Source organism: Kribbella sp. CA-253562, assembly GCF_050942265.1.
GTDB lineage: Bacteria > Actinomycetota > Actinomycetes > Propionibacteriales > Kribbellaceae > Kribbella.
Window position 1 is genome coordinate 4685576 of the sequence record NZ_CP192049.1, and the last position, 19403, is coordinate 4704978.

Below are 19403 nucleotides of genomic sequence, written 5' to 3' on the forward strand. Positions count from 1 at the left end.
CGGAGGGCTCAGCTCGCGGCAAGCGATTCGGTCAGCAGCGGGCCGATCTTGCCGGTGATGTACTTGATGCCGAGCGGGCCGCCGATCGAGAAGGCGCTGGAGAACTGGCCGCTGGCCGTGTTCGAGTTGATCACCGGGGCGCCGCCGAAGTACGCGACGTGGCCCGCCTTGACCGTCGCCAGGTTGTTGAACACGGCGTTGCCGGTCACGCCGGGGTCGACCTTGCCGTTCTGGTCCGTAGAAGTTCACCGTTGTCCAGGGCATCGATCAGCAGCGCCTCGGTGCCGGCGATCACCTTCGCGCCGTCGGCGACCCGGCCGAGTTCAGGTACAGGATCAGGTCCGGCTTCAGCGCCGCGATCTGTTCGAACTTCGGCTCGAACGACTGGACCAGCTTCGGCGCCGGCCGGTCGCCGAGGCGGTCCTTCACCCAGCCGCGCAGCTCGGCGTAGCCGAACCAGTCCGCGCCCGCCACCGGCACGGCGCCGATCGAGATCGCGCTCTACCCTGACTTCGATGTCAGGAGTTCGGGTTCGTCGCCTTGCCGTCGAGCCACAAGGTCGTGCTCGCGTCGCGATGCGTGCCGGTGCTGCCGACGTGCTTGTCGCTGATCCCCGCGCCGTTCTTGATCACGTGCAGCAGCGCCATCGCGTGCCCGCGCCCCACGCCGTAGTCCTCTTTCAGCCACGCCGCCAACGGCGCGATCTTGGTCTCCGGCCCCGCGAAGCCACGCTCCCGCGCGACCTCCAGCAGCGCCCGCGGGGTCAAACCGGTCTTGTCTTCGATCGTGTCGAGATACGCCTGGAAGGACATCGGTCCAGCCTTTCGTCGAGTCTGACTTTCACCAGAGCGTCGGACGGCGTACCGCGTGATCGACATCGGCCGCAGAAGTTTTTTCGGGTCAGTCCTCGACCCACTCCAGCAGGTCGCCCGGCTGGCACTCCAGGACGCGGCACATCGCCTCGAGGGTGCTGAAGCGGACGGCCTTGGCGCGGCCGTTCTTGAGGACCGCGACGTTGGCCGGGGTCAGGCCGACCCGCTCGGCGAACTCGCCGACGCCCATCTTGCGCTTGGCCAGCTCGACGTCGATGCGGACGACGATCGGCATCAGATCACCGCCTCCATGTCGGTGCGCAACGTGGTGGCCTGACGCAACAGAGCTCGCATCACCACCATCAGCAGCAGCACCACCCCGCCGGCCAGCACGAGGCCGATCAGCAGGATCGGCAGGCCGGGATCGTCGGCGCGGATCGACAGGTAGATCGTCATGCCGAGCAGCAGCAGCCAGCCGGCCGCCATCGCGTACAGGATCACGTTGACCCACGCGAACGCCTTCTCGCTGAAGATCCGGTCCACCTTCACCAGCGTCAGCAGCCGCCAGATGCAGACGATCACCACCTGGACGCAGACCACCTCCAGGATCGAGAACACGGTCAGCGGCCAGCGCAGGTCCGCCCCCTCGCCCCTCAGCTGCGCGAACTGGCCGGGCAGGCTGACGACCTGCGCGAACACCAGCCCGGCGAAGAGCAGGACCAGAAACACCCTGAGTGGCACGACCACCCGATCCATCATCTGCACGGCTCGACTATCACCGCCTTCCTATCGACTGTCAATCGACGCGGCGTCACACCGTGTAGACGACCCCCAGGCTGCCACTGGGGAACGACCGCACACTGCGCAACGCCAAGGTGGTCCGCTCCGGCAGATCGAAGAACATCGACCGCCCGCGCCCGACCACCACCGGGTGCACCTTGAACCAGTACTCGTCGACCAGCCCGGCGGCCACCAGCGCCCGCACCGTCTCCACTCCACCGAAGACGACGATGCTCTTCCCGTCCCCTTCCTTCAGCCCCCGCACCTGCTCGACCCCGTCCCCTGCCGCGGTCGAGGCGTTGCCCCACTCCCCCACGTCGTACTCGTCGTCACTGGTCAGCACGAACTTCGGCGTGCTGTTCATCCAGTCCGCCAGCTCCCCCTCCGCGGCCATCCAGTACGCCGCCATCTCCGGGAAGGACTTCCGCCCGACCACGATCGCGTCGGCCACCTGCATCAGCTCGCCGTTCAGCGCCTGCTCCAGCTCCGGATCGTCGATCGCGAACTCGAGGTCGTTGTCCGGTCCGGCCATGAAGCCGTCCACGGTGACAGTGCAGAACACGATCAGTGGTCTCATCGCCGCTTCCTTCGGTCGGGAACGCTCAGCACTGACAGCATGCGCCGTCCGGCCGATCCAGGTCAGGGCCAAGCACCTCCCACCCTCGGCGTGGTCACTTAACGCAGCCGGACGTGCACGGATAGTCTGCAACTGGGTACAGGGACGTCGCCCGTCGCCACCGATCGAATCGGGGCTTGCCGTGAACTCTCGCCGTTTTGTTCCGCTCGCGCTGCTGGTCTGCCTGGCCGTCGGCTGCAGTGATGTCGAGGCCGACACCGCCGCGGTCAGCGCCGATCGCCCTGCCAAGCAGCAGGCGAACCCGAGCGCCCCCGCCGTACCGAAGCCGAAACCGAAACCGCCGGCGGAGCTGCCGCGCGGCGGGCGAAGACTGTTCCCCGACCACCAGCTGGTCGCGTTCGTCGGCGCCCCGGGAGCACCGGCACTCGGGCCACTCGACAGCAACCTGGACGAGCGGGCGCGCCGGCTGGAGAAGATGGGCACGTCCTACCGGGGCGGCCGCAAGATCCTGCCGGTGATGGAGCTGATCGTCGTCACCGCCCAGGGCGCGCCCGGCCGCGACGGCAAGTACCGCAGCCGGATCGAGCCGAGCGAGATCGACCGCTACCTGGCGGTCGCGCGCAAGTACAAGATGCTGCTGATGCTCGACGTGCAGCCCGGCCAGGCCAAGCCGATCGACGAGGTCCGCCGGCTGGAACCGTGGCTGCGGCAACCGGACGTCGGACTCGCGGTCGACCCGGAGTGGGAGGTCGGTCCCGGCCAGGTGCCGGGCCAGGTCTTCGGCCGTACGTCGGGTGCCGAGCTCAACGAGATCGGGGCGTACCTGTCCGCGCTCACCATCAAGCACCAGCTGCCGGAAAAGCTGTTCGTCTTCCATCAGCTGACCAGCCGCATCGTCGCGAACGAGGCGACGCTGCGCCCGCACCGGGGCGTCGCACTGGTCAAGTCCGTCGACGGCATCGGCACCCGCGGCGCCAAAGAGGCCACGTACCGCGGGCTGGTGACCAAGCTGCCCAAGGGTGTGCACACGGCGTTCAAGCTGTTCTACGTCGAGGACACCCGGCACGGACCGCTGATGACCCCGGCCCAGGTCCTTGCCCTGCGCCCCCGTCCCGAGCTGGTGATCTACGAATGAGCACGCTGCCCCGCCGCGCCTTCCTCGGTCTCGCCGCCACCACGGTCGTTGCCGGCTGCAACGACACGCGGGTGCCGGACGCGTCCCCGGTGGTCGCGGCCGACGCGCACCCGACGACGAGCCCGTCCACCACCCCGAAGGCCAAGCCGGTCAGCAGCCGGCCGCCGGCGCCCAGCGAGCTCGGGGTGGTCCCGGTCCTGATGCACCACCGGATGGCGACCTCGGTCAGCGGCGAGTACGACATGACGCCGGCCTTCTTCCGGGCCGAGCTGGAACGCCTCTACCGGGAGAACTACTTCCCGATCCGCACCATCGATCTGGTCCGCCGCGACCTGTCCGCCGTGCCGGTGGGCAAGACGCCGGTCGTGCTCACCTTCGACGACAGCACGCCCGGCCAGTTCGCGCTGGACGCCGCCGGCCGGGTCGTGCCGGACACCGCGGTGGGCATCATGCTCGCGTTCCAGGCGCGCCACCCGGACTTCCCGGCGGTCGGGTCGTTCTACCTCAACAAGTCGCCGTTCGGCCTGCCCGCCAGTGAGGTCGGCCGGGCACTGAAGTACCTGAACGACATCGGCTGCGAGCTGGGCAACCACACCTGGGACCACCCGAACCTCCGCCAACTCGGCACCGCCGAGGCCGAGAGCGAGATCGGGCGCCTGGCCGCGATGATCTCCGCCGCCGTCCCGGCCGCGCCCGCGCGGACGATCGCGCTGCCGCTCGGCGTGCACCCCCGCGACCGGCGGATCCTGGCGGCCGGCGGCCGCGGCAGTACGGCGTACCGGAACGAGGGGGTGCTGCTGGTCGGCGCCGGGCCGTGCCCGTCGCCGTACAGCAAGAGCTTCGATCCGATGGCGATCCCGCGGATCCGGTGCAGCTCGTACCAGGGTGGTCAGGGCAACCTGCTGATGGACTACTGGCTGGACAAGCTGGCCCGGACTCCGCACCTGAAGTTCGTGGCCGCGAGCAACAACGGCAACGTCGTCGTCCCGAAGGCCTGAGCCCGGCTCAGTACTGGACTCCGCGGGTCAGCGCGCCGTCGATGACCAGGTTGGTCCCGCTGACGAAGCTGGCGGCGGGACTGGCCAGGAACACGACGCCGTTGGCGATCTCCTCCGGGCGGGCCATCCGGCCGGTCGGGTTGAGCGCGAGGGAGTCGGCGAACAGTTGCGGGTTGCCGCTTTCGACCGACTCCCAGACGCCACCGGGGAAGTAGGTGTTGCCCGGCGAGACCGTGTTCGCGCGGATCCCCCGGCCGGCCAGCTGGAAGGCCAGGCCCTGGGTGTAGTGCACGATCGCGGCCTTGAACGTCCCGTACGGGCCGGCCGCGAAGTCGATCTCGCGGGCCGAGACGCTCGACACGGTGACGATCGACGGCGCCTGGCTCTCGCCGAGGAACGGCATCGCCGCCTCGACCATCCGGACCGTGCCCATCAGGTCGACCTCGAAGCTCTGTTTCCAGGGCTCCTCGCCCGCGACGCCGATCGCGAGCGCGCTGACGTTGGCCACCACGATGTCGATCCCGCCGAGCTCGGCGGCGCTGTCGGTCACCCACCGGGTCAGGGCTGGGCCGTCGCCGATGTCCAGCGCCGTACCGGTGACGGCCGCCCCTCGGCCGCGCAGTTGTTCGACAGCGGCGGTGACGTCGCTCCCGGTCCGCGCGCAGAAGGCGACCGAGGCCCCTTCGGCGGTCAGCCCTTCGACGACCGCCCGCCCGATGCCCTTGGTCCCACCGGTGACCAGAGCCCGCAGGCCCTTCAGCTGGAGATCCACCGCTGACCAACTCCTTCAGGCCGTGCTGCCGAGTGTGCTCAGCGTAGATGACGCGTGACCCCGGAGCGGCGCTAGCCGCGGGCGGGCGTCGTACCGATCGAGACCAGGTACTCGGCCAGGATCCGCACGGTGCCGTCGGTGGCGGTGTTCCACTCGTTGTCGTAGGCAAGGATGTCGTCGCGCATCGCCGGCCAGCCGTCCCCGACCGCCTGCCGGGCCAGGACCAACGGGCCGAAGTTCTCGGCGTAGAAGTCGGCGAACTGTTCGACGGTCGGCGCGGTGAGCTCCACCGTGTCGGTGTGGAACGTGAACTTCACGCCGGGGATCATCTCGCGAACATGGTCAGGCTCACCCCACGCGACCGGCCCGGGGCCGGCGGGCGGCGGTCCGGGGAGGTGCCCGGCAAGCACCCCGAACAGGCGGCCGGAGTACCCCGTCGGAACCCAGGTGGTGAGCGCGATGGTTCCGCCCGGTCTGCAGACCCGTGCCAGTTCCGCACCGGCCTTCGCATGGTCCGGTGCGAACATGTGCCCGAACGTCGAGAACACCCGGTCGAACCGCCCGTCCTCGAACGGCAGGTGCTCGGCGTCCGCCTCGACCCACTCGATCTCCACGCCCGCCTCGGCGGCCCGCCGGCGGCCGTCCTCGAAGTTCTGCGGGACCAGATCACTGCCCACCACGGCGGCGCCTCGCTGCGCCGCCGGGATCGCGATCGAACTTCCCGAGCCGGTCGCGACGTCCAGCACCTGGTCACCCGGACCGACTCCGACCTCGTCCAGCAGTTTCGGGCCGACCCCGGCGATCAGCGCGGCCACCGCGTCCCACCGGCCGGCGCTCCACAACGCCTTGTTCACCTCGTGCTGGTCCATCTGCTCATCATCCGGCCGCGATCACGGAAGCGGAATGTCCGGAAGCGCCTTTATCGTGAGATCCATGGACGGGTTCCAGTTGAGCGACGCGCGGCTGCGCGGGGTGGCGATCAACGACCTACAGGTGCGGGGTGGCAGCTTGTCCCGCGGCAAGCTGTACGGCCTGGAACTGTGTGACGTGGAGATCACCGGTGATCTGCGCAACGTCACCGTGAACGGGGTCGACATCGCGCCGCTGATCGACGCCGAGCTCAACCGCCGGATGCCGGAACGCGCGAAGATGCGGCCGGAGAACGCCGACGGCTTCCGGGAGGCGTGGTCGATCCTGGAACGCCTGTGGGACGGCACGGTCGCCCGCGCCCGGACGTTCCCCGAGGCCGACCTGCACCGGGGCGTCGACGAGGAGTGGTCGTTCGTCCAGACGCTGCGGCACCTCTGTTTCGCCAGTGACGCCTGGGTCGCGCGGGCGATTCTCGGCGATCCGTCGCCGTGGCATCCGCTCGACCTGCCGTGGGACGAGGCGCCCGGCTGGCCCGGGATCCCGTGGGACCGCGACGCCCGCCCGTCCCTCGACGAGGCCCTGGCCGTTCGCGCCGAACGCCAGGCGATGGTCCGCGAGGTGATCGCCGGCCTCACCGACGACCGATTGGCCTCCACGGTGACCCAGACCGCGCCCGGCTGGCCCGTGCTCGAGGACTTCCCGCTGCGCGAGTGCCTGGACATCCTGCTGATCGAGGAATGGGAGCACCGCCAGTACGCCGAACGCGACCTGACCGCGCTCGCCGAGCGATCACCGGCCGGCTGAAAGAGCCGCTCTAGCGGGAGATCCCGACCCCGCTGCGCGCGTCCCGGCCGTACTTCGCCAGTTCGGCCGGCAGGTCGAGCGGAGCCGTTCCGGTCTTCGCCCGGTCGGCGTCGGTCAGGCGGTCGGCCGGAATGATCCAGACGATCTCGAACTCCAGCCCGTCAGGGTCCTTGCCGTACAGCGACTTCGTGGTCCCGTGGTCCGACTTGCCGACCAGCGCACCGGCCGCACTCAGCTTCTCTTCGAGGTCAGCGAGGTCGCCGAGCGTGTCGACCTCCCACGCGAGGTGGTAGAGCCCCACCGTGGCGCGGCCCGCGAGCGACGGCCCGGCCTGCGCACCGATCTCGAACAGTCCGAGGTCGTGGTCGTTGGCCGACCCCGGTGCCCGCAAGAACGCACCACCCCGGAAGGAGTCCCCGACCTCGGTGTAGCCGAACCCGAGCACGTCGCGGTAGAACCCGACACTGCGCGCCAGGTCCCCGACGTACAGCACCGCGTGATTCAGCCGAAAGATCGCCATGTCCCCAACTCCCTGGTCGCCGCTCCCCACCACAGTAGTTGAACCCTCAATGTGCGCGCCGCGCCTGAACCGGATCCGGCGGACAATGGGCTGAGTTTCCCGCTGAAAGGACCGTCATGCGCGCGAGGGACGACAATCGCCCCGGAATCCTGGTCCCTCATCTCGGGTACGGCGCCCGCGCCGCGAAGGCGGTGATCGCGGTCGTGCCCGACGGTCGCCTGGTCGCCGAGCTGGTCGGCCCGGCGAGCACAACACCGCTGACGCCTGGGCCGGTCGTGCGAGTGCCGGGCTGGACCGGCGGACCCTATTCGCGCATCCCACTGCCCGACGTACTGGAGCCGGGGACGTACTCCGTCCGCGTCGTCACCGGCGGGCAGGAGTTGGTGTCCGAGCCGTTCGTGATCGCGCCGGAGCGACTGCAGCGGCAGACGATGTCCGACGTCCTGGCCTACTTCAAGGCGATGCGGTCCAGTGGTGAGATCGACCGGAAGGACCGCGCCGCCCGGTTGTGGGCCGACGACTCCGGTACGACGGTCGACGCGCGCGGCGGCTGGCTCGACGCGAGTGGGGACACGAGCAAGTTCCTCTCGCACCTGACCTACACGTCGACGATGAGCCCGCAGCAGATCCCACTCTGTGCGTGGGCAATGGCGGCAGCGCGCGATCAGCTCGGCCCGGCGCTGACCAAGGTTCTCGGCGCGCGCCTTCGTGACGAGGCGCTGTGGGGCGCGGACTTCCTGCTGCGGTTCCGGTCGCCCGAGGGCTACTTCTACACGGGCATCTTCGACGCGCTCACCAAGCGGCTCGAGGAGCGCGTGATCACCGCGCCGCTGCAGGACTGTGTCCGCACCAGCCGCTACCAGGCGGCGTACCGGCACGGTGGTGGGCTGGCGATCGCGGCGCTCGCCCGCGCCTCCACTCTCGACGACGACGGCGACCACAGCCGCGCCGAGTACCTGACCGCCGCGCGCGAAGGCTTCGAGCATCTGGAGAAGCACAACCTGGAGTACCTGTTCGACGGCACCGAGTCGATCGTCGACGACTACACCGCCCTGCTCGCCGCGACGGAGCTCGTCGCCGCCGGAGAGACCGAGGGCCCACTCGAGGCCGCCCGCCGCCGGGCCGCTGCCCTCACCCAGCGCTATGTCAGCGACACGCCCGGCTGGTTCCGCGCCGACGAGCTGGGCCGGCCGTTCTTCCACGCCGCCGAACCCGGCCTGCCGATGCTCGCCCTGCTCCGCTTCGCCGAGATCCTGCCCGGCGCCCCGGAAGCCGAGCCCGCCCGCCGGACCGCCGTCCAGGCGATGCACGACATCCTCGAGCGAACGGCGTCCGTCCCCAACCCCTTCGGTTGTCCCCGCACGCTCGTCCAGCCGTCGGACGGCGTACCGCGGGAGGCCTTCTTCTTCCCCCACGCCAACGAAACCGGCTATTGGTGGCAGGGCGAGAACGCCGCGATCGCCTCCCTCGCGGCCGCCGCCGCCGCGTGTGCGCGAGTCGGCGGCAACAGCCGGGACCTGAGGGCCTTCGCCGACGACCAGCTCGCCTGGATCACCGGCCGCAACCCGTTCGACACCTCGATGCTGCACGGCCGCGGCCGCCACAACGCCGACTACTCCTCGGACTTCCCGAACCTGCCCGGCGGCATCGTCAACGGCATCACCTCGGGCTGGACCGACGAGAACGACATCGCCTTCCTGCCCGACGACGCTCCCGAGGGCGACAGTTGGCGCTGGGCCGAGCAGTGGATCCCCCACACGGGCTGGTTCCTGCTGGCCGTCGCCTCAGCCCGCTGACCCGACCAGCTCGGCCAGCAGCGGGCTCGTGTCGGGCTCGTCGCCGGAGCCGCCGGCGTGCGCGAGCGTGAGCTGGTGGGACAGATCCGCCGAGTGGTAGCTCAGCGTGAAATAGCCGAAGATCCCGCCGGTGTGCCCCCACAGGACCAGGCCGCCGGGCAGGGTCCGCTGCTCGACCCCCAGCCCGTACGCCGTACCGTCTCCGCTCGGTACGACGGTCAACATCGCGGCGAGTTCGTCCGCACCGAGCAACTCCCCGCCGAGAACGGCCGCGTAGAACCGGTTGAGATCCGCCGCCGTCGACGCCACCTGCCCAGCCGCCCAGGCCTGGGACGGGTTCATCCGGGCGCAGTCGACCAGCTGACCGTCAGCCTGCAGATACGCGTGCAAGTGGGGATCCGGCAGGACCACCTCGTCACCGGGCGCCTGGGTCCGGGTCAACCGGAGCGGTTCCAGGATCCGCGCCCGCACCTCGTCGGCGTACGAGCGGCCGGTGACGGCCTCGATCAACAGGCCGAGCGCGATGTAGTTGGTGTTCGAGTACGACCAGTCGGCCTGCACCCGCGGCTTCCCGGCCACGGCGGCGAGCGTCTCGGCCGGCTCCCAGTGGTCGTACCGGATCCGCAGGAGCCCGGCCACGTCGGGCAGGTCGTCGGTGTAGTTGTGCAGCCTGCTGGTGTGGTTGAGCAGCTGACGCAGGCTGATGTCCGCGGGCACCTTCGGCACCCAGGCCGTGACCGGCTCGTCCAGCCGCAACCGGCCCTCGCCCACCAGCTGCAGTACGACGACCGCCGTGAACGTCTTCGTGATGCTGCCCGCCCGGAACCAACTCTCCGGGTCGACGGGCGAACGCGACGACCGCTCCCCCACCCCGCTCACGCCGATCCAGTCGCCGTCCGGCGAACGACGGTGCAGCAGCACCCCGGACGCGCCGTTGGTCACCAACGAGTTCAGCGTGCTCTGCAGGTTCTCCACGCACGGAGGCTACTCGCGGGGTTGCCGCTCCGGCTGCTCGACGGTCGCCTTGATACCACTCAGGGTCCGCTGCAGGGCCTCGTCGATGGACGGGCCCTCGGCGTGCTCGGTGTGCAGCCGGACCGTCAGCTGCGCGGTGCCGTCGGCGACGAAGCCGACCTCGAGCTCCCCGTGGTAGTCGTTCGGCCCCGGAGCGGACCAGCGGATCTTCCGGTCCTCCTCGACGATGTCGAGCGTCGCCTCGCTGCGTTCCTCGTGCTGGTCGACCACGGCGGCGACCTCGACCCGCTCGTGCACGGGCTCGCCGGGCCGGCGGGCCTCCGCGCCCTGCGACTGCCTCGACGGCGCGTCCAGGCGGTGTGCCTCGGTCATCTGCGGCAGGTACTCCGGCAGCCGCTCGACGTCGGACAGGTAGTCGAACAGCACGTTCGGCGCGACGTCCACCACGGTCGAGGCCTCGTAGTCACCCATCGGATCCGTCCTTGTCTCGGGAGCACCCGTACGACGCCCGGGTACCCGCGGCCGACCGGCGGAAACAGCCCGCGACGGCCGTCGGCCGAACCGCCGGCAAGTCATCATCCGGGAGTTATGTGCAACGGCGGGAACGGCCAGGCATCATATGCTCATGACGGAGCAGGGCTCGGCCCCGGCGGTTGAGAAGCAGCAGTTGCAGCAGGCGCTGGAGCACGAGGGCCCCGAGCCCGTCGTGGCCGACGTGTTCGCCCGGCTGGCGATCGAGTTGCACGACGCCGACGGCCTCGACGAGACGGTCGACGCCGTCGTCCGGTTCGCTCTCCAGGCCGAGGCCTGCACGTACGCCGGCGTGGTGCTGTCCGCGCCCGGCGGCTGGGAGATCGGCGCGGTCACCGACCCGGTCGTGACCAAGATCTACACCGAGCAACTCGACACGGGCGAGGGCCCGCTGATCGTCGCGCTCACCGGGGGAACCACCGTGCACGTCGACGACGTCGCGGCCGAGACCCGCTGGCCGGCCTGGCGCGACCGCCTCACGTCGTACGGCGTGGGCTCGGTGCTGCACGTCCCGATGTGGTCCGGCGACCGGACGCTCGGCGTGCTGAGCCTGTACAACGGGCAACCGCACGCGTTCGACGCCGACGACGAGGCGATCGCGCACATCCTGGCCCGGCACGCCTCGGTGGCGGTGGCCTCGGCGCGTGACGGCGAGTCGATGACGGCGGCGGTCGACGCCCGCAAGCTGGTCGGGCAGGCGATGGGCATCCTGATGGAACGCTTCGGGCTGGACGAGGCGCGCGCGTTCGAGATCCTCAAGCGCTACTCCCAGCACACCAACACCAAGCTGAGGGACGTCGCCCAGCAACTGATCGACACCCGTAAGCTGCCCCAGTGACCTCCGCACCGCCCGCAGCCCCCGACCGCCGCCGACCAGGGCCCGGTCGCACTGTGATGAAGACTTCGATACCCGATGCGTAACGCAACCTTGCTCTGGGCACCTAGGAGGTCGAGCGCAGACCAGCCCGGAGGACGACGCCCGTGACGGACCCGTACGCCGAGATCAACGGCCACCAGGTGATCGATCTGCACCGGGTGACCTCGGAGGGCCGATTCTCCGCCGGACCGGTCTGCATCCGCTGCGACGCCCACTTCGACGACCGTCGCGAGATCGAGCACACGGCGTGCCCGGTGCCGTTCTCCACCGGCAACCACGACCTGCTGGTCGACCCCGACGACGGCTTGCTCTACTGCACCCGCTGCCCACTGGTCGCCTACGACCTCGCCGACGCCGCCAGCGAGGAGCCCTGTCCCGGCCCGCTGCACGACCGGCGCCCCTGGCGGACCGATCGCCGTTGAGTCGCACCTGAGCGCGGGCCGGCCGGGCTGCGAAGATGGCGGAGTGGACATCCTGCGCCGCAACAACGTCACCACCACCGGCACACCGGACGGCCGCGCGGTCGTGCTCGCCCACGGCTTCGGCTGCGACCAGAACATGTGGCGATCGACCGTCCCGGCCCTGGCCGGCGAGCACCGCGTCGTCCTGTTCGACTACGTCGGCGCCGGCCGGTCCGACCCGGCGGCCTTCCACGAGCAGCGGTACTCCAGCCTGGACGGGTACGCCGACGACGTCGTCGAGGTGTGCGCCGCGCTCGACCTGCACGACGCGGTGTTCGTCGGGCACTCGGTGAGCGCGATGATCGGCGTACTGGCGGCCCGCCGGGCGCCGGAACGGATCGGCGCGCTGGTGATGGTCGCGCCCTCGCCGTGTTACCTCAACGACGGCGACTACCGGGGTGGCTTCGACCGGGCCGACATCGACGAACTGCTGGCGTCGCTGGAGTCCAACTACCTCGGCTGGTCCTCCGCGATGGCGCCGGTGATCATGGGCACCCCGGACCGGCCCGAGCTCGCCGAGGAGCTGACCGCGAGCTTCTGCGCGACCGACCCGCTGATGGCCCGGGTCTTCGCGCGGACCACGTTCCTGTCCGACGCGCGCGCCGACCTGGCCTCGGTGACGGTGCCGACGCTGATCCTGGAGTCGCGTGAGGACGCGATCGCGCCGCGTGCGGTCGGGGCCTACACGCACGCCGCGATCGAGGGCTCGACGCTGGTCACCCTCGACGCGATCGGCCACTGCCCGCACCTGTCCGCGCCGGCCGCGACCAACCAGGCGATCACCGACTTCCTCGCCGGCCTGCGGTGATGTCCGGCGACAGCACCGAAGAGGTCTACGAGACCGCGCCGAGCGGACACCTGTCCACGGCGATGGACGGCACGATCGTCAAGATCAACGCGACCCTGCTCGGCTGGCTCGGGCTGCGGCGGGACGCAGTGGTCGGGCAGCTGCGGTTCACCGACCTGCTGACGATCGGCGGCCGGCTGTACTACGAGACGCACCTGGCGCCGTCGTTGCGGATGCAGGGCGCGGTCAGCGGCATCGCGCTCGAGCTCAAGCGCGACGACGGCGGGCGGATCCCGGTGCTGGTCTCGTCGGTGGTCAAGTACGACGAGGCCGGCGAGCCGGTCCTGATCCGGTCGACGGTCTTCGACGCCCAGATCCGGCGCGCGTACGAGGAGGAGCTGCTGCGCGGCCGCCAGTACGCCGAGCAGGCCCGGCAGCTGGCCGAAGTCGCTCAGCGTGACGCCGAGGCGGCCCATCGCCGGGCCGACGCGGATCGGGCGCAGCTCCAGGACGCCCTGTCGGTGCTCCAGCAGGCTCTGCTGCCGGACCGGCTCCCCGACGTACCGGGGGTGGAGACCGCGGCTTATTACCACACCGCGTCGTCGATCCAGCTCGGCGGAGACTTCTACGACGTGTTCGCCGTCGATCGGCAACGCTGGGGATTTTTCCTCGGTGACGTCTGCGGCAAGGGCCCCGAAGCCGCCGCGGTCACCTCGCTCGCCCGCTACACCCTGCGCGCGGCCGCGCTGCACGACCCGGGATCGGCTCTCGCCACGCTGAACGCCGTACTCAACGAGCGGTACGCCACCGGCGATCCGCGCTACTGCACCGCCGTCTTCGGAACGCTCCGGCCCGACCCGGCGACCGGTCAGGTCGCCGTCGCGTTCGCCTCCGGCGGCCACCCGCCGCCGCTGCTGATCCGGGCCGAAGGCACCGCCGACTTCGTCTCCACCTCCGCCGGAACCCTGCTCGGCATCCTGCCGTCCGGCGAGTTCCCACCGACCCAGCTCGTGCTCCGGCCCGGTGACACTCTCCTGCTGTACACCGACGGCCTCACCGATGCCCGCGTCGACGAGGACGAGTTCTACGGCGAGCAGGCCCTGCGCACCCTCGCCCTCCAGCACGCCGGCGCGCCCGCGAGCGAGCTGGTCGAGGCCCTGTCCGAGGTCCTGACCAGCTTGGGTGTCCCGCTCGCCGACGACACCGCGTTGCTCGCGCTCCGGGCCTGCGGCTAATCCACGGGAACCTTCACTCCACGCGCGGCCGCCACCTCCAGTGCCTCGCGCGCAGGGGCCGTCATCCAGCGCAACGGCTGGTCCAGCACCCTGGACACGATCGGCTCCTCCAGCCGCAGGATCTCGGCCACCCGGCGCAGGGCGTCGGCCTCATCGGTTGCCGAGTACAACAAATGGATCACCTCGTGGCGGTGGGCGTAGACGCTCAGCGTCGCCGCCGCCAACCCCGGATCGACCGTGTCCGGCCGAACCTCCTCAACACTGTCCCCGTGAGTCTTCATGACTCCACAACGCGCCAGCGGACCGCTCTGTCACGCCGCGGGCCTCACCGAAGCTGGAAGCCCCTCACCCGGAGCGCCTCGCGCAGGTGCTCGCGGCCGTTGAGGCCGGTGACGCTGCCGAAACGAGCCGCCACCCGGCGTACCCAGCTTTGCGGCAGTCCCGCGGCGGCGTAGTAGCGGTTGAGCAGGTGCTCGTAGGCCTCGACGTGCGCCGCCTGCGGTTCGAGCGCGTACTGCTCGTGGTGCAGAACCGCCTGCTGCGGAAGCCTCGGCTTGACCGTCGTTTCGTCGTACCGGTCGGGACGGCCGACGGTCAGCCCGAACACCGGGAAGACGTGCGCCGGCAGGTCGAGCTCCGCGGCCACCTCGAGCGGCCGGTTGCGGATGGCGCCGACGAACACCGTGCCGAGCCCGAGCGACTCGGCCGCCAGCGCCGCGTTCTGTGCCGCGAGCGCGACGTCCACGAACCCGAGCAGCGCGGCCTCGACGAAGTCCGCGCCCTCCGGCGACGCCTGCCCGATTCGCTCGGTCACCTGGCGGGCCCGCGCCAGGTCGGCGAGCCACACGAGCAGCAACGGCGCCTGCGCGATGAAGTCCTGCTCCCCGGCGAGCTCGGCCAGCCGCGCACGCCTTGCCTGGTCCCGTACGGCGACGACGCTCCACAGCTGGAGGTTCCCGGAGGTGGGCGCCGACTGCGCCGCGGCCACCAATGCGGTCAGCGTCTCGTCGGAGACCGGGTCCGGACGGTAGCTCCGCACCGACCGGTGAGCCAGCTGCTGCGCGAGCACCTCGTTCCACACCGCCGGCGGCTCGATCGTCGCCTCGCCGCCGTACCGCAGCTGATAGGAGGTGCCGGGCGAAAGCGTCATCTGCAGGTCCTCACCGAAGCGTCGAAAGCCGGGTCCATCGGAAGTCAGCGTAAGGACGCTCGCCCGGGGGGCCCGGACGATGCCCACAGGCCGGAATGCTCGGCGCTGGGAAGAATTCGCCGGGACACCGCGTTACGACTCTCGAACCTCCTGGTTGACGCGTCAACTCCAGACTATGATTGACACGTCAACCCGAAGAGGAAGCGACCTGAACGAGGTGACAGCGGTGACGACGAGCGGTTTCGAGTTGGGTCTCGACTCCTTCGGCGAGGTGGCCACGGACGATGGCCGGATCATGAGCGACGCCGAGACCGTGCGGCTGCTGGTCGAGGAGGCGAAGCTGGCCGAGTCGGTCGGGCTGGACGCCTTCAACCTCGGCGAGCACTACCGGACCGGCCACAACGACTCCGCGACCCCGGTCCTGCTGGCCGCGATCGCCTCGGCGACCGAGCGGATCGCGCTCGGGACGTCGGTGACCGTGCTCAGCACCAACGACCCGGTCCGGCTGTACCACGAGTTCTCCACCCTCGACGCGGTCTCCGGCGGCCGGGCCCAGATCGTGCTCGGCCGGGCCTCGGCGACCGAGTCGTTCCCGCTGTTCGGTTACGACCTGGCCGACTACGAACGGCTCTTCGAGGAGAAACTGGAGCTGTTCGTCCGGCTGCAGCGCGAGGAGGAGGTGACCTGGTCCGGCACGGTCCGGGCACCGCTGACCGGCCAGACCCTGCACCCCCGGATGCGCCCCGGCGGCATCCCGACCTGGATCGGCGTCGGCGGTACGCCGAACTCTGTGCTGCGCGCCGCCCGCTACGGCCTGCCGCTGATGATGGCGATCATCGGTGGCCGCCCCCAGCGTTTCGCCGGCAACGTCGCGCTCTACGAACGAGCCCTCGACGACCTCGGCACGCCCCGGCTCCCGATCGGCCAGCACTCGCTCGGCCTGATCGCCGAGACCGACGCCGAAGCCCAGCAGACCTGGTGGCGCTACTGGCAGCCGGTGGTCGAGAACCTCGCCCGCGAGCGCGGCTTCTACGCACCGACCAAGGACCGCTACCTGGCCGAGATCGACCACGGCGCGCTGTTCGTCGGCTCCCCGGAGACGGTCGCACAGAAGATCGCCACGATGGTTCGCGACCTGCACCTGAGCCGGTTCGACCTCAAGTACGACGTGATGTTCCTCCCCCGGGAAGCCCGGGCCCGCACCGTCGAGCTGCTCGGCCGCGAGGTCGCGCCGCGGGTGCGCGAACTGATCGCCGAGCAACCCACCGCCGCCTGAACCACTTCCGCACCACCCCAGAACAAGGAGCGCAGCAGCCGTGACAGCAATCGAGTTCGGACTCGACACCTTCGGCGACGTCCCCCAGGACGACAACGGCCAGTTGGTCTCGCACGCCGTGGCGATCCGCCAGGTCGTCGAGGAGGCCGTCGTGGCCGACGAGCTCGGCGTCGACGTGATCGCCCTCGGCGAGCACCACCGCCCGGAGTACTCGGTCTCCTCCCCGGAGACCGTGCTGGCCGGGATCGCGACCAGGACCAACCGGATCCGGCTGGCCTCCGGCGTCACCGTGCTCAGCTCGGACGACCCGGTCCGCGTCTTCCAGCGGTTCGCCACCGTCGACGCCCTGTCGAACGGCCGGGCCGAGGTGATCCTCGGGCGTGGTTCGTTCACCGAGTCGTTCCCGCTGTTCGGCTACGACCTGGCCGACTACGACGTGTTGTTCGAGGAGAAGGCGGACTTGTTCGTCAAGCTGCTCGACGAGAAGCCGGTGACCTGGACCGGTACGACGCGGGCGGCGCTCGACAACGCCGACGTCTACCCCAAGACCGAGTCCGGCCGGCTGAAGACCTGGATCGGCGTCGGCGGTTCGCCGCAGTCGGTGATCCGGACCGCGCACCACAACCTGCCGCTGATGCTCGCGATCATCGGCGGTCAGCCCGAGCGGTTCGCGCCGTACCTGGAGCTGTACCGGCGGGCCGCCCAGGAGTTCGGCACCACGGCGTACCCGGTCGGCATGCACTCCCCCGGTTTCGTCGCCGACACCGACGCCGAGGCGCGTGAGGTCTACTGGCCGCACTACAAGGTGATCCGCGACCGGATCGGGCAGCAGCGCGGCTGGCCGCCGATCCGTCCCGAGGAGTACCTGGCCGAGATCGAGCACGGCTCGCTCTACATCGGGTCGCCGGACACCGTCGCCGCCAAGATGGCGCGGGCGATCAGTTCGCTGGGTGTCGGCCGGTTCGACCTGATCTACACCAGTGGCACGCAGCCGATCGGCGCCCGGATGCGGGCGGTCGAGCTGTTCGGCGGCAAGGTGATCCCGCAGGTGCGCGAGCGGCTGGCCGAGCTGTCGCCGGCGGAGCAGGCATGAGCGCCACCGGCGTCCACACGATCGGGATCCTCGGCGCCGGCAAGGTCGGTACCGTGCTCGGCCGGCTGGCCGTTGCCGCCGGCTACAAAGTGCTGATCGCCGGCTCGGGTGACCCGGCCAAGATCGCGCTCACCGTCGAGATCCTGGTGCCCGGCGCCGTCGCCACCACCGCCGCCGAGGCGGCGGCGCGGGCCGACCTGGTCGTCCTGGCGCTGCCGCTCGGCAAGTACCGGACGATCCCGGCCGAGCAGCTGCGCGGCAAGCTGGTCGTCGACGCGATGAACTACTGGTGGGAGATCGACGGGCAGCGCGACGACCTGACCGACCCGCGGACGTCGTCCAGCGAGATCGTCCAGCGGTTCCTGGACGGCGCGCGGGTGGTCAAGGCGTTCAACCACATGGGCTACCACGACCTCGACGAAGAACCCCGCCCCACCGGTACGCCGGGCCGCAAGGCGATCGCCGTCGCCGGTGACCGCCCGGACGACGTTGCCGTGGTCAACGAGTTCGTCGACGACCTCGGCTTCGACCCGGTCGTGCTCGACCGGCTCGCCGACGGCGTCCGGCTCCAGCCCGGCGCCGAGGCCTTCGGCGCCAACGTCGGGGCCGACGACCTCCGGGCGATGCTCGACCGCTTCCCCGGCACCGAGCTCGGCAGGCAGGTGGCCGCCGCCCGTCAAGCCTGACGGCGGCGGATCCCGCGCAAGGTGATCAGGAATCGAGAAGCACCGGGCGGTGTCCGGCTCCTAGCGTGAAGCCATGACGAACACACAGCAGGCCAAGCGCAAGCCCGGAACGCCGGGCCCGTTCTCGCGCTGGATGCAGCGCACGACGGCCGCGCGGATGAGCAAGAAGATCCGCGGCGGCAAGGCACAGCTGATGGGCATGGACGTCTTGGTCCTCAACACGGTCGGCCGGCGCAGCGGGGAACCGCGGGCGACGCCGCTGGCCTGGTTCCCGGACGGTGACTCCTGGCTCGTGGTCGCCTCCGGCGGGGGCAGCCAGCACCCGGACTGGCACGCGAACCTGACCGCGCACCCCGACAAGGTCTCCGTCGAGTTCCCGGGGCAGGACGCCGTATCGGTGACGGCTCAGCGGCTGGGCAAGGCCGAGCGCGACGAAGCCTGGCAGCGGATCGTCGCGGCACAGCCCCGGTTGGGCAAGTACCAGAGCAAGTCCGAGCGCGAGTACCCGGTCATTCGCCTCACCCGGCGATGATCGCCGGATCCGTCAGCCGGGCAGGTCGTCGCGGACGCCGGCCAGGTGGGACCGGCTCCGGCCCGCGGCCAGCTCGGGGTCCTGCGCGCGGATGGCGTCCACGATCGCCGCATGCTCGGCCTGGTCACCCCGGTGCCGCGCGTGCCCGGCGTCCAGCTTCAGCATGTCCAGCATCGCCCGGCGGATCCGGGGCACGAAGCTGTCGAACAGTTCGGCCAGCACGAGATTGTGCGCGGCGGTGATCACGGCCCGGTGGAACGCGAGATCGGCCTCGACGTACTCGTCGTCCGGCGACTCCGCGGCGGCCCGCGCCCGCTGCGTCAGCGTCCGCTTCAACGCGCGCAGGTCGGTCGCCGTTCGCCGAGCCGCCGCCAGCCGGGCCGCCTCGGTCTCGATCGCCAGCCGCCCTTCCAGTACGTCGGTGATCGCGGCCCGGCGCAGCACCCGGTCCCAGTCCTCGACCGGCTGCGCCCCGACCACGAACACTCCCGCGCCCTGCCGGCTCTCCAGCACCCGCCGCCCGGCCAGCTCGCGGACCGCCTCCCGCACCGTCGACCGGCCGACGCCGAGCTGAGCCGCCAGCGTCGTCTCGCCGGGCAGCTTCTGGCCCACCGGCCACTCGCCGGCGCCGATCCGGCGCAGGATCTCGTCGGCGGCCTGCTCGGCCAGAGGGTGACGGCGGATCATCGCACCACTCTAGCTCCTCAGCTTGTCTGAGGAGCTGGCCCCGGGTTAG

General features: G+C 70.6%; 26 protein-coding genes. 12 read left to right on the forward strand and 14 right to left on the reverse strand.

Annotated features, from left to right (window positions below; genetic code table 11):
* Positions 1-8 precede the first annotated feature (8 nt).
* From ACQPXM_RS22120 to ACQPXM_RS22145, 6 genes are all read right to left on the reverse strand, one after another.
* Positions 9-209: a hypothetical protein gene (locus ACQPXM_RS22120; RefSeq protein ID WP_432936025.1), complete on the reverse strand. Its 201-nt coding sequence runs from the start codon at positions 207-209 to the stop codon at positions 9-11.
* Positions 210-291: 82 nt separating this feature from the next.
* Entirely contained in the window at positions 292-480 is a 189-nt protein-coding gene (locus ACQPXM_RS22125) for a hypothetical protein (RefSeq protein WP_432936027.1), read from the reverse strand.
* A 38-nt stretch (positions 481-518) separates the two neighbouring features.
* Positions 519-812 carry a DUF4287 domain-containing protein gene (locus tag ACQPXM_RS22130; protein WP_432936029.1) on the reverse strand — a complete coding sequence of 98 codons (294 nt, stop codon included), beginning with the start codon at positions 810-812 and terminating at the stop codon, positions 519-521.
* Positions 813-900: 88 nt separating this feature from the next.
* Positions 901-1107 carry a helix-turn-helix domain-containing protein gene (locus ACQPXM_RS22135; protein WP_077014082.1) on the reverse strand — a complete coding sequence of 69 codons (207 nt, stop codon included), beginning with the start codon at positions 1105-1107 and terminating at the stop codon, positions 901-903.
* Complete coding sequence (locus tag ACQPXM_RS22140) at positions 1107-1571, reverse strand: DUF2975 domain-containing protein (protein ID WP_432951067.1); 465 nt, start codon at positions 1569-1571, stop codon at positions 1107-1109. Before ACQPXM_RS22140 ends, ACQPXM_RS22135 begins: the two co-directional genes overlap by 1 nt.
* A 52-nt stretch (positions 1572-1623) precedes the next feature.
* Positions 1624-2169, reverse strand: coding sequence for a dihydrofolate reductase family protein (locus tag ACQPXM_RS22145; RefSeq protein ID WP_432936031.1), 546 nt, complete (start codon positions 2167-2169; stop codon positions 1624-1626).
* Between the two features lie 181 nt (positions 2170-2350).
* On the opposite strand from ACQPXM_RS22145, the gene ACQPXM_RS22150 reads away from it, so the two are divergent.
* On the forward strand, positions 2351-3304 hold the full coding sequence (locus ACQPXM_RS22150) for a hypothetical protein (protein ID WP_432936033.1): 954 nt from the start codon (positions 2351-2353) through the stop codon (positions 3302-3304).
* The gene (locus ACQPXM_RS22155) at positions 3301-4302 is read left to right on the forward strand and encodes a polysaccharide deacetylase family protein (protein ID WP_432936035.1); all 1002 of its coding nucleotides are present in this window, start codon (positions 3301-3303) and stop codon (positions 4300-4302) included. Before ACQPXM_RS22150 ends, ACQPXM_RS22155 begins: the two co-directional genes overlap by 4 nt.
* Positions 4303-4309: 7 nt before the next feature.
* Here the strand turns inward: ACQPXM_RS22155 and ACQPXM_RS22160 are convergent, their stop codons facing one another.
* Together ACQPXM_RS22160 and ACQPXM_RS22165 are read right to left on the reverse strand one after the other, a co-directional pair.
* Entirely contained in the window at positions 4310-5074 is a 765-nt protein-coding gene (locus tag ACQPXM_RS22160; protein ID WP_432936038.1) for an SDR family NAD(P)-dependent oxidoreductase, read from the reverse strand.
* A 71-nt stretch (positions 5075-5145) separates the two neighbouring features.
* A complete protein-coding gene (locus tag ACQPXM_RS22165; protein ID WP_432936041.1) occupies positions 5146-5943 on the reverse strand; it encodes a class I SAM-dependent methyltransferase in 798 nt (265 codons plus the stop codon).
* A 64-nt stretch (positions 5944-6007) separates the two neighbouring features.
* Here ACQPXM_RS22165 and ACQPXM_RS22170 point away from each other — a divergent pair, with 64 nt between their 5' ends.
* Positions 6008-6748, forward strand: a complete 741-nt coding sequence (locus ACQPXM_RS22170) for a DinB family protein (protein WP_432936044.1) — start codon at positions 6008-6010, stop codon at positions 6746-6748.
* A gap of 10 nt (positions 6749-6758) precedes the next feature.
* On the opposite strand, the gene ACQPXM_RS22175 is transcribed toward ACQPXM_RS22170, so the two are convergent.
* Positions 6759-7268 (reverse strand): VOC family protein, encoded by a 510-nt coding sequence (locus ACQPXM_RS22175; RefSeq protein WP_432936046.1) that lies wholly within the window; start codon positions 7266-7268, stop codon positions 6759-6761.
* A 116-nt stretch (positions 7269-7384) separates the two neighbouring features.
* Between ACQPXM_RS22175 and ACQPXM_RS22180 the strand changes: the two genes are divergently transcribed.
* Positions 7385-9064: a glycoside hydrolase family 9 protein gene (locus ACQPXM_RS22180; protein WP_432936048.1), complete on the forward strand. Its 1680-nt coding sequence runs from the start codon at positions 7385-7387 to the stop codon at positions 9062-9064.
* Here the strand turns inward: ACQPXM_RS22180 and ACQPXM_RS22185 are convergent.
* Positions 9053-10039, reverse strand: a complete 987-nt coding sequence (locus tag ACQPXM_RS22185; RefSeq protein WP_432936050.1) for a serine hydrolase domain-containing protein — start codon at positions 10037-10039, stop codon at positions 9053-9055. The two genes, ACQPXM_RS22180 and ACQPXM_RS22185, sit on opposite strands and share 12 nt — an antisense overlap.
* A gap of 9 nt (positions 10040-10048) precedes the next feature.
* Entirely contained in the window at positions 10049-10510 is a 462-nt protein-coding gene (locus ACQPXM_RS22190; protein ID WP_432936052.1) for an SRPBCC family protein, read from the reverse strand.
* Positions 10511-10664: 154 nt separating this feature from the next.
* Here ACQPXM_RS22190 and ACQPXM_RS22195 point away from each other — a divergent pair, with 154 nt between their 5' ends.
* From ACQPXM_RS22195 to ACQPXM_RS22210, 4 genes are all read left to right on the forward strand, one after another.
* Entirely contained in the window at positions 10665-11408 is a 744-nt protein-coding gene (locus tag ACQPXM_RS22195) for a GAF and ANTAR domain-containing protein (RefSeq protein ID WP_432936055.1), read from the forward strand.
* 143 nt (positions 11409-11551) lie between these two features.
* Positions 11552-11869, forward strand: a complete 318-nt coding sequence (locus tag ACQPXM_RS22200) for a hypothetical protein (RefSeq protein WP_432936057.1) — start codon at positions 11552-11554, stop codon at positions 11867-11869.
* A gap of 43 nt (positions 11870-11912) precedes the next feature.
* Positions 11913-12716: an alpha/beta fold hydrolase gene (locus tag ACQPXM_RS22205; protein ID WP_432936060.1), complete on the forward strand. Its 804-nt coding sequence runs from the start codon at positions 11913-11915 to the stop codon at positions 12714-12716.
* Positions 12716-13930: a PP2C family protein-serine/threonine phosphatase gene (locus ACQPXM_RS22210; protein WP_432936063.1), complete on the forward strand. Its 1215-nt coding sequence runs from the start codon at positions 12716-12718 to the stop codon at positions 13928-13930. The genes ACQPXM_RS22205 and ACQPXM_RS22210 overlap by 1 nt, the downstream gene beginning before the upstream one ends.
* On the opposite strand, the gene ACQPXM_RS22215 is transcribed toward ACQPXM_RS22210, so the two are convergent.
* Positions 13927-14211, reverse strand: coding sequence for a hypothetical protein (locus ACQPXM_RS22215; protein ID WP_432936065.1), 285 nt, complete (start codon positions 14209-14211; stop codon positions 13927-13929). The two genes, ACQPXM_RS22210 and ACQPXM_RS22215, sit on opposite strands and share 4 nt — an antisense overlap.
* A gap of 44 nt (positions 14212-14255) precedes the next feature.
* Complete coding sequence (locus ACQPXM_RS22220; protein ID WP_432936067.1) at positions 14256-15080, reverse strand: NADPH-dependent oxidoreductase; 825 nt, start codon at positions 15078-15080, stop codon at positions 14256-14258.
* Positions 15081-15306: 226 nt separating this feature from the next.
* Between ACQPXM_RS22220 and ACQPXM_RS22225 the strand changes: the two genes are divergently transcribed.
* The 4 genes from ACQPXM_RS22225 (at position 15307) to ACQPXM_RS22240 (ending at position 18667) form a co-directional block, all read left to right on the forward strand.
* On the forward strand, positions 15307-16356 hold the full coding sequence (locus ACQPXM_RS22225; protein WP_432936069.1) for an LLM class flavin-dependent oxidoreductase: 1050 nt from the start codon (positions 15307-15309) through the stop codon (positions 16354-16356).
* A 40-nt stretch (positions 16357-16396) separates the two neighbouring features.
* Positions 16397-17449: an LLM class flavin-dependent oxidoreductase gene (locus ACQPXM_RS22230; RefSeq protein ID WP_432936071.1), complete on the forward strand. Its 1053-nt coding sequence runs from the start codon at positions 16397-16399 to the stop codon at positions 17447-17449.
* On the forward strand, positions 17446-18135 hold the full coding sequence (locus tag ACQPXM_RS22235) for an NADPH-dependent F420 reductase (RefSeq protein ID WP_432936074.1): 690 nt from the start codon (positions 17446-17448) through the stop codon (positions 18133-18135). The genes ACQPXM_RS22230 and ACQPXM_RS22235 overlap by 4 nt, the downstream gene beginning before the upstream one ends.
* 73 nt (positions 18136-18208) lie before the next feature.
* Complete coding sequence (locus ACQPXM_RS22240; RefSeq protein ID WP_432936077.1) at positions 18209-18667, forward strand: nitroreductase family deazaflavin-dependent oxidoreductase; 459 nt, start codon at positions 18209-18211, stop codon at positions 18665-18667.
* A gap of 12 nt (positions 18668-18679) precedes the next feature.
* Here the strand turns inward: ACQPXM_RS22240 and ACQPXM_RS22245 are convergent, their stop codons facing one another.
* Complete coding sequence (locus ACQPXM_RS22245) at positions 18680-19354, reverse strand: FadR/GntR family transcriptional regulator (protein WP_432936079.1); 675 nt, start codon at positions 19352-19354, stop codon at positions 18680-18682.
* Between the last annotated feature and the right edge of the window lie 49 nt (positions 19355-19403).

Bases quoted from the DNA above. Each gene is read 5' to 3' on its own strand.
- ACQPXM_RS22130 (WP_432936029.1), bottom strand. From the start codon at position 812: ATGTCCTTCCAGGCGTATCTCGACACGATCGAAGACAAGACCGGTTTG.
- ACQPXM_RS22135 (WP_077014082.1), bottom strand. From the start codon at position 1,107: ATGCCGATCGTCGTCCGCATCGACGTCGAGCTGGCCAAGCGCAAGATG.
- ACQPXM_RS22140 (WP_432951067.1), bottom strand. From the start codon at position 1,571: ATGATGGATCGGGTGGTCGTGCCACTCAGGGTGTTTCTGGTCCTGCTC.
- ACQPXM_RS22145 (WP_432936031.1), bottom strand. From the start codon at position 2,169: ATGAGACCACTGATCGTGTTCTGCACTGTCACCGTGGACGGCTTCATG.
- ACQPXM_RS22155 (WP_432936035.1), top strand. From the start codon at position 3,301: ATGAGCACGCTGCCCCGCCGCGCCTTCCTCGGTCTCGCCGCCACCACG.
- ACQPXM_RS22165 (WP_432936041.1), bottom strand. From the start codon at position 5,943: ATGGACCAGCACGAGGTGAACAAGGCGTTGTGGAGCGCCGGCCGGTGG.
- ACQPXM_RS22170 (WP_432936044.1), top strand. From the start codon at position 6,008: ATGGACGGGTTCCAGTTGAGCGACGCGCGGCTGCGCGGGGTGGCGATC.
- ACQPXM_RS22175 (WP_432936046.1), bottom strand. From the start codon at position 7,268: ATGGCGATCTTTCGGCTGAATCACGCGGTGCTGTACGTCGGGGACCTG.
- ACQPXM_RS22180 (WP_432936048.1), top strand. From the start codon at position 7,385: ATGCGCGCGAGGGACGACAATCGCCCCGGAATCCTGGTCCCTCATCTC.
- ACQPXM_RS22190 (WP_432936052.1), bottom strand. From the start codon at position 10,510: ATGGGTGACTACGAGGCCTCGACCGTGGTGGACGTCGCGCCGAACGTG.
- ACQPXM_RS22195 (WP_432936055.1), top strand. From the start codon at position 10,665: ATGACGGAGCAGGGCTCGGCCCCGGCGGTTGAGAAGCAGCAGTTGCAG.
- ACQPXM_RS22210 (WP_432936063.1), top strand. From the start codon at position 12,716: ATGTCCGGCGACAGCACCGAAGAGGTCTACGAGACCGCGCCGAGCGGA.
- ACQPXM_RS22215 (WP_432936065.1), bottom strand. From the start codon at position 14,211: ATGAAGACTCACGGGGACAGTGTTGAGGAGGTTCGGCCGGACACGGTC.
- ACQPXM_RS22220 (WP_432936067.1), bottom strand. From the start codon at position 15,080: ATGACGCTTTCGCCCGGCACCTCCTATCAGCTGCGGTACGGCGGCGAG.
- ACQPXM_RS22235 (WP_432936074.1), top strand. From the start codon at position 17,446: ATGAGCGCCACCGGCGTCCACACGATCGGGATCCTCGGCGCCGGCAAG.
- ACQPXM_RS22240 (WP_432936077.1), top strand. From the start codon at position 18,209: ATGACGAACACACAGCAGGCCAAGCGCAAGCCCGGAACGCCGGGCCCG.
- ACQPXM_RS22245 (WP_432936079.1), bottom strand. From the start codon at position 19,354: ATGATCCGCCGTCACCCTCTGGCCGAGCAGGCCGCCGACGAGATCCTG.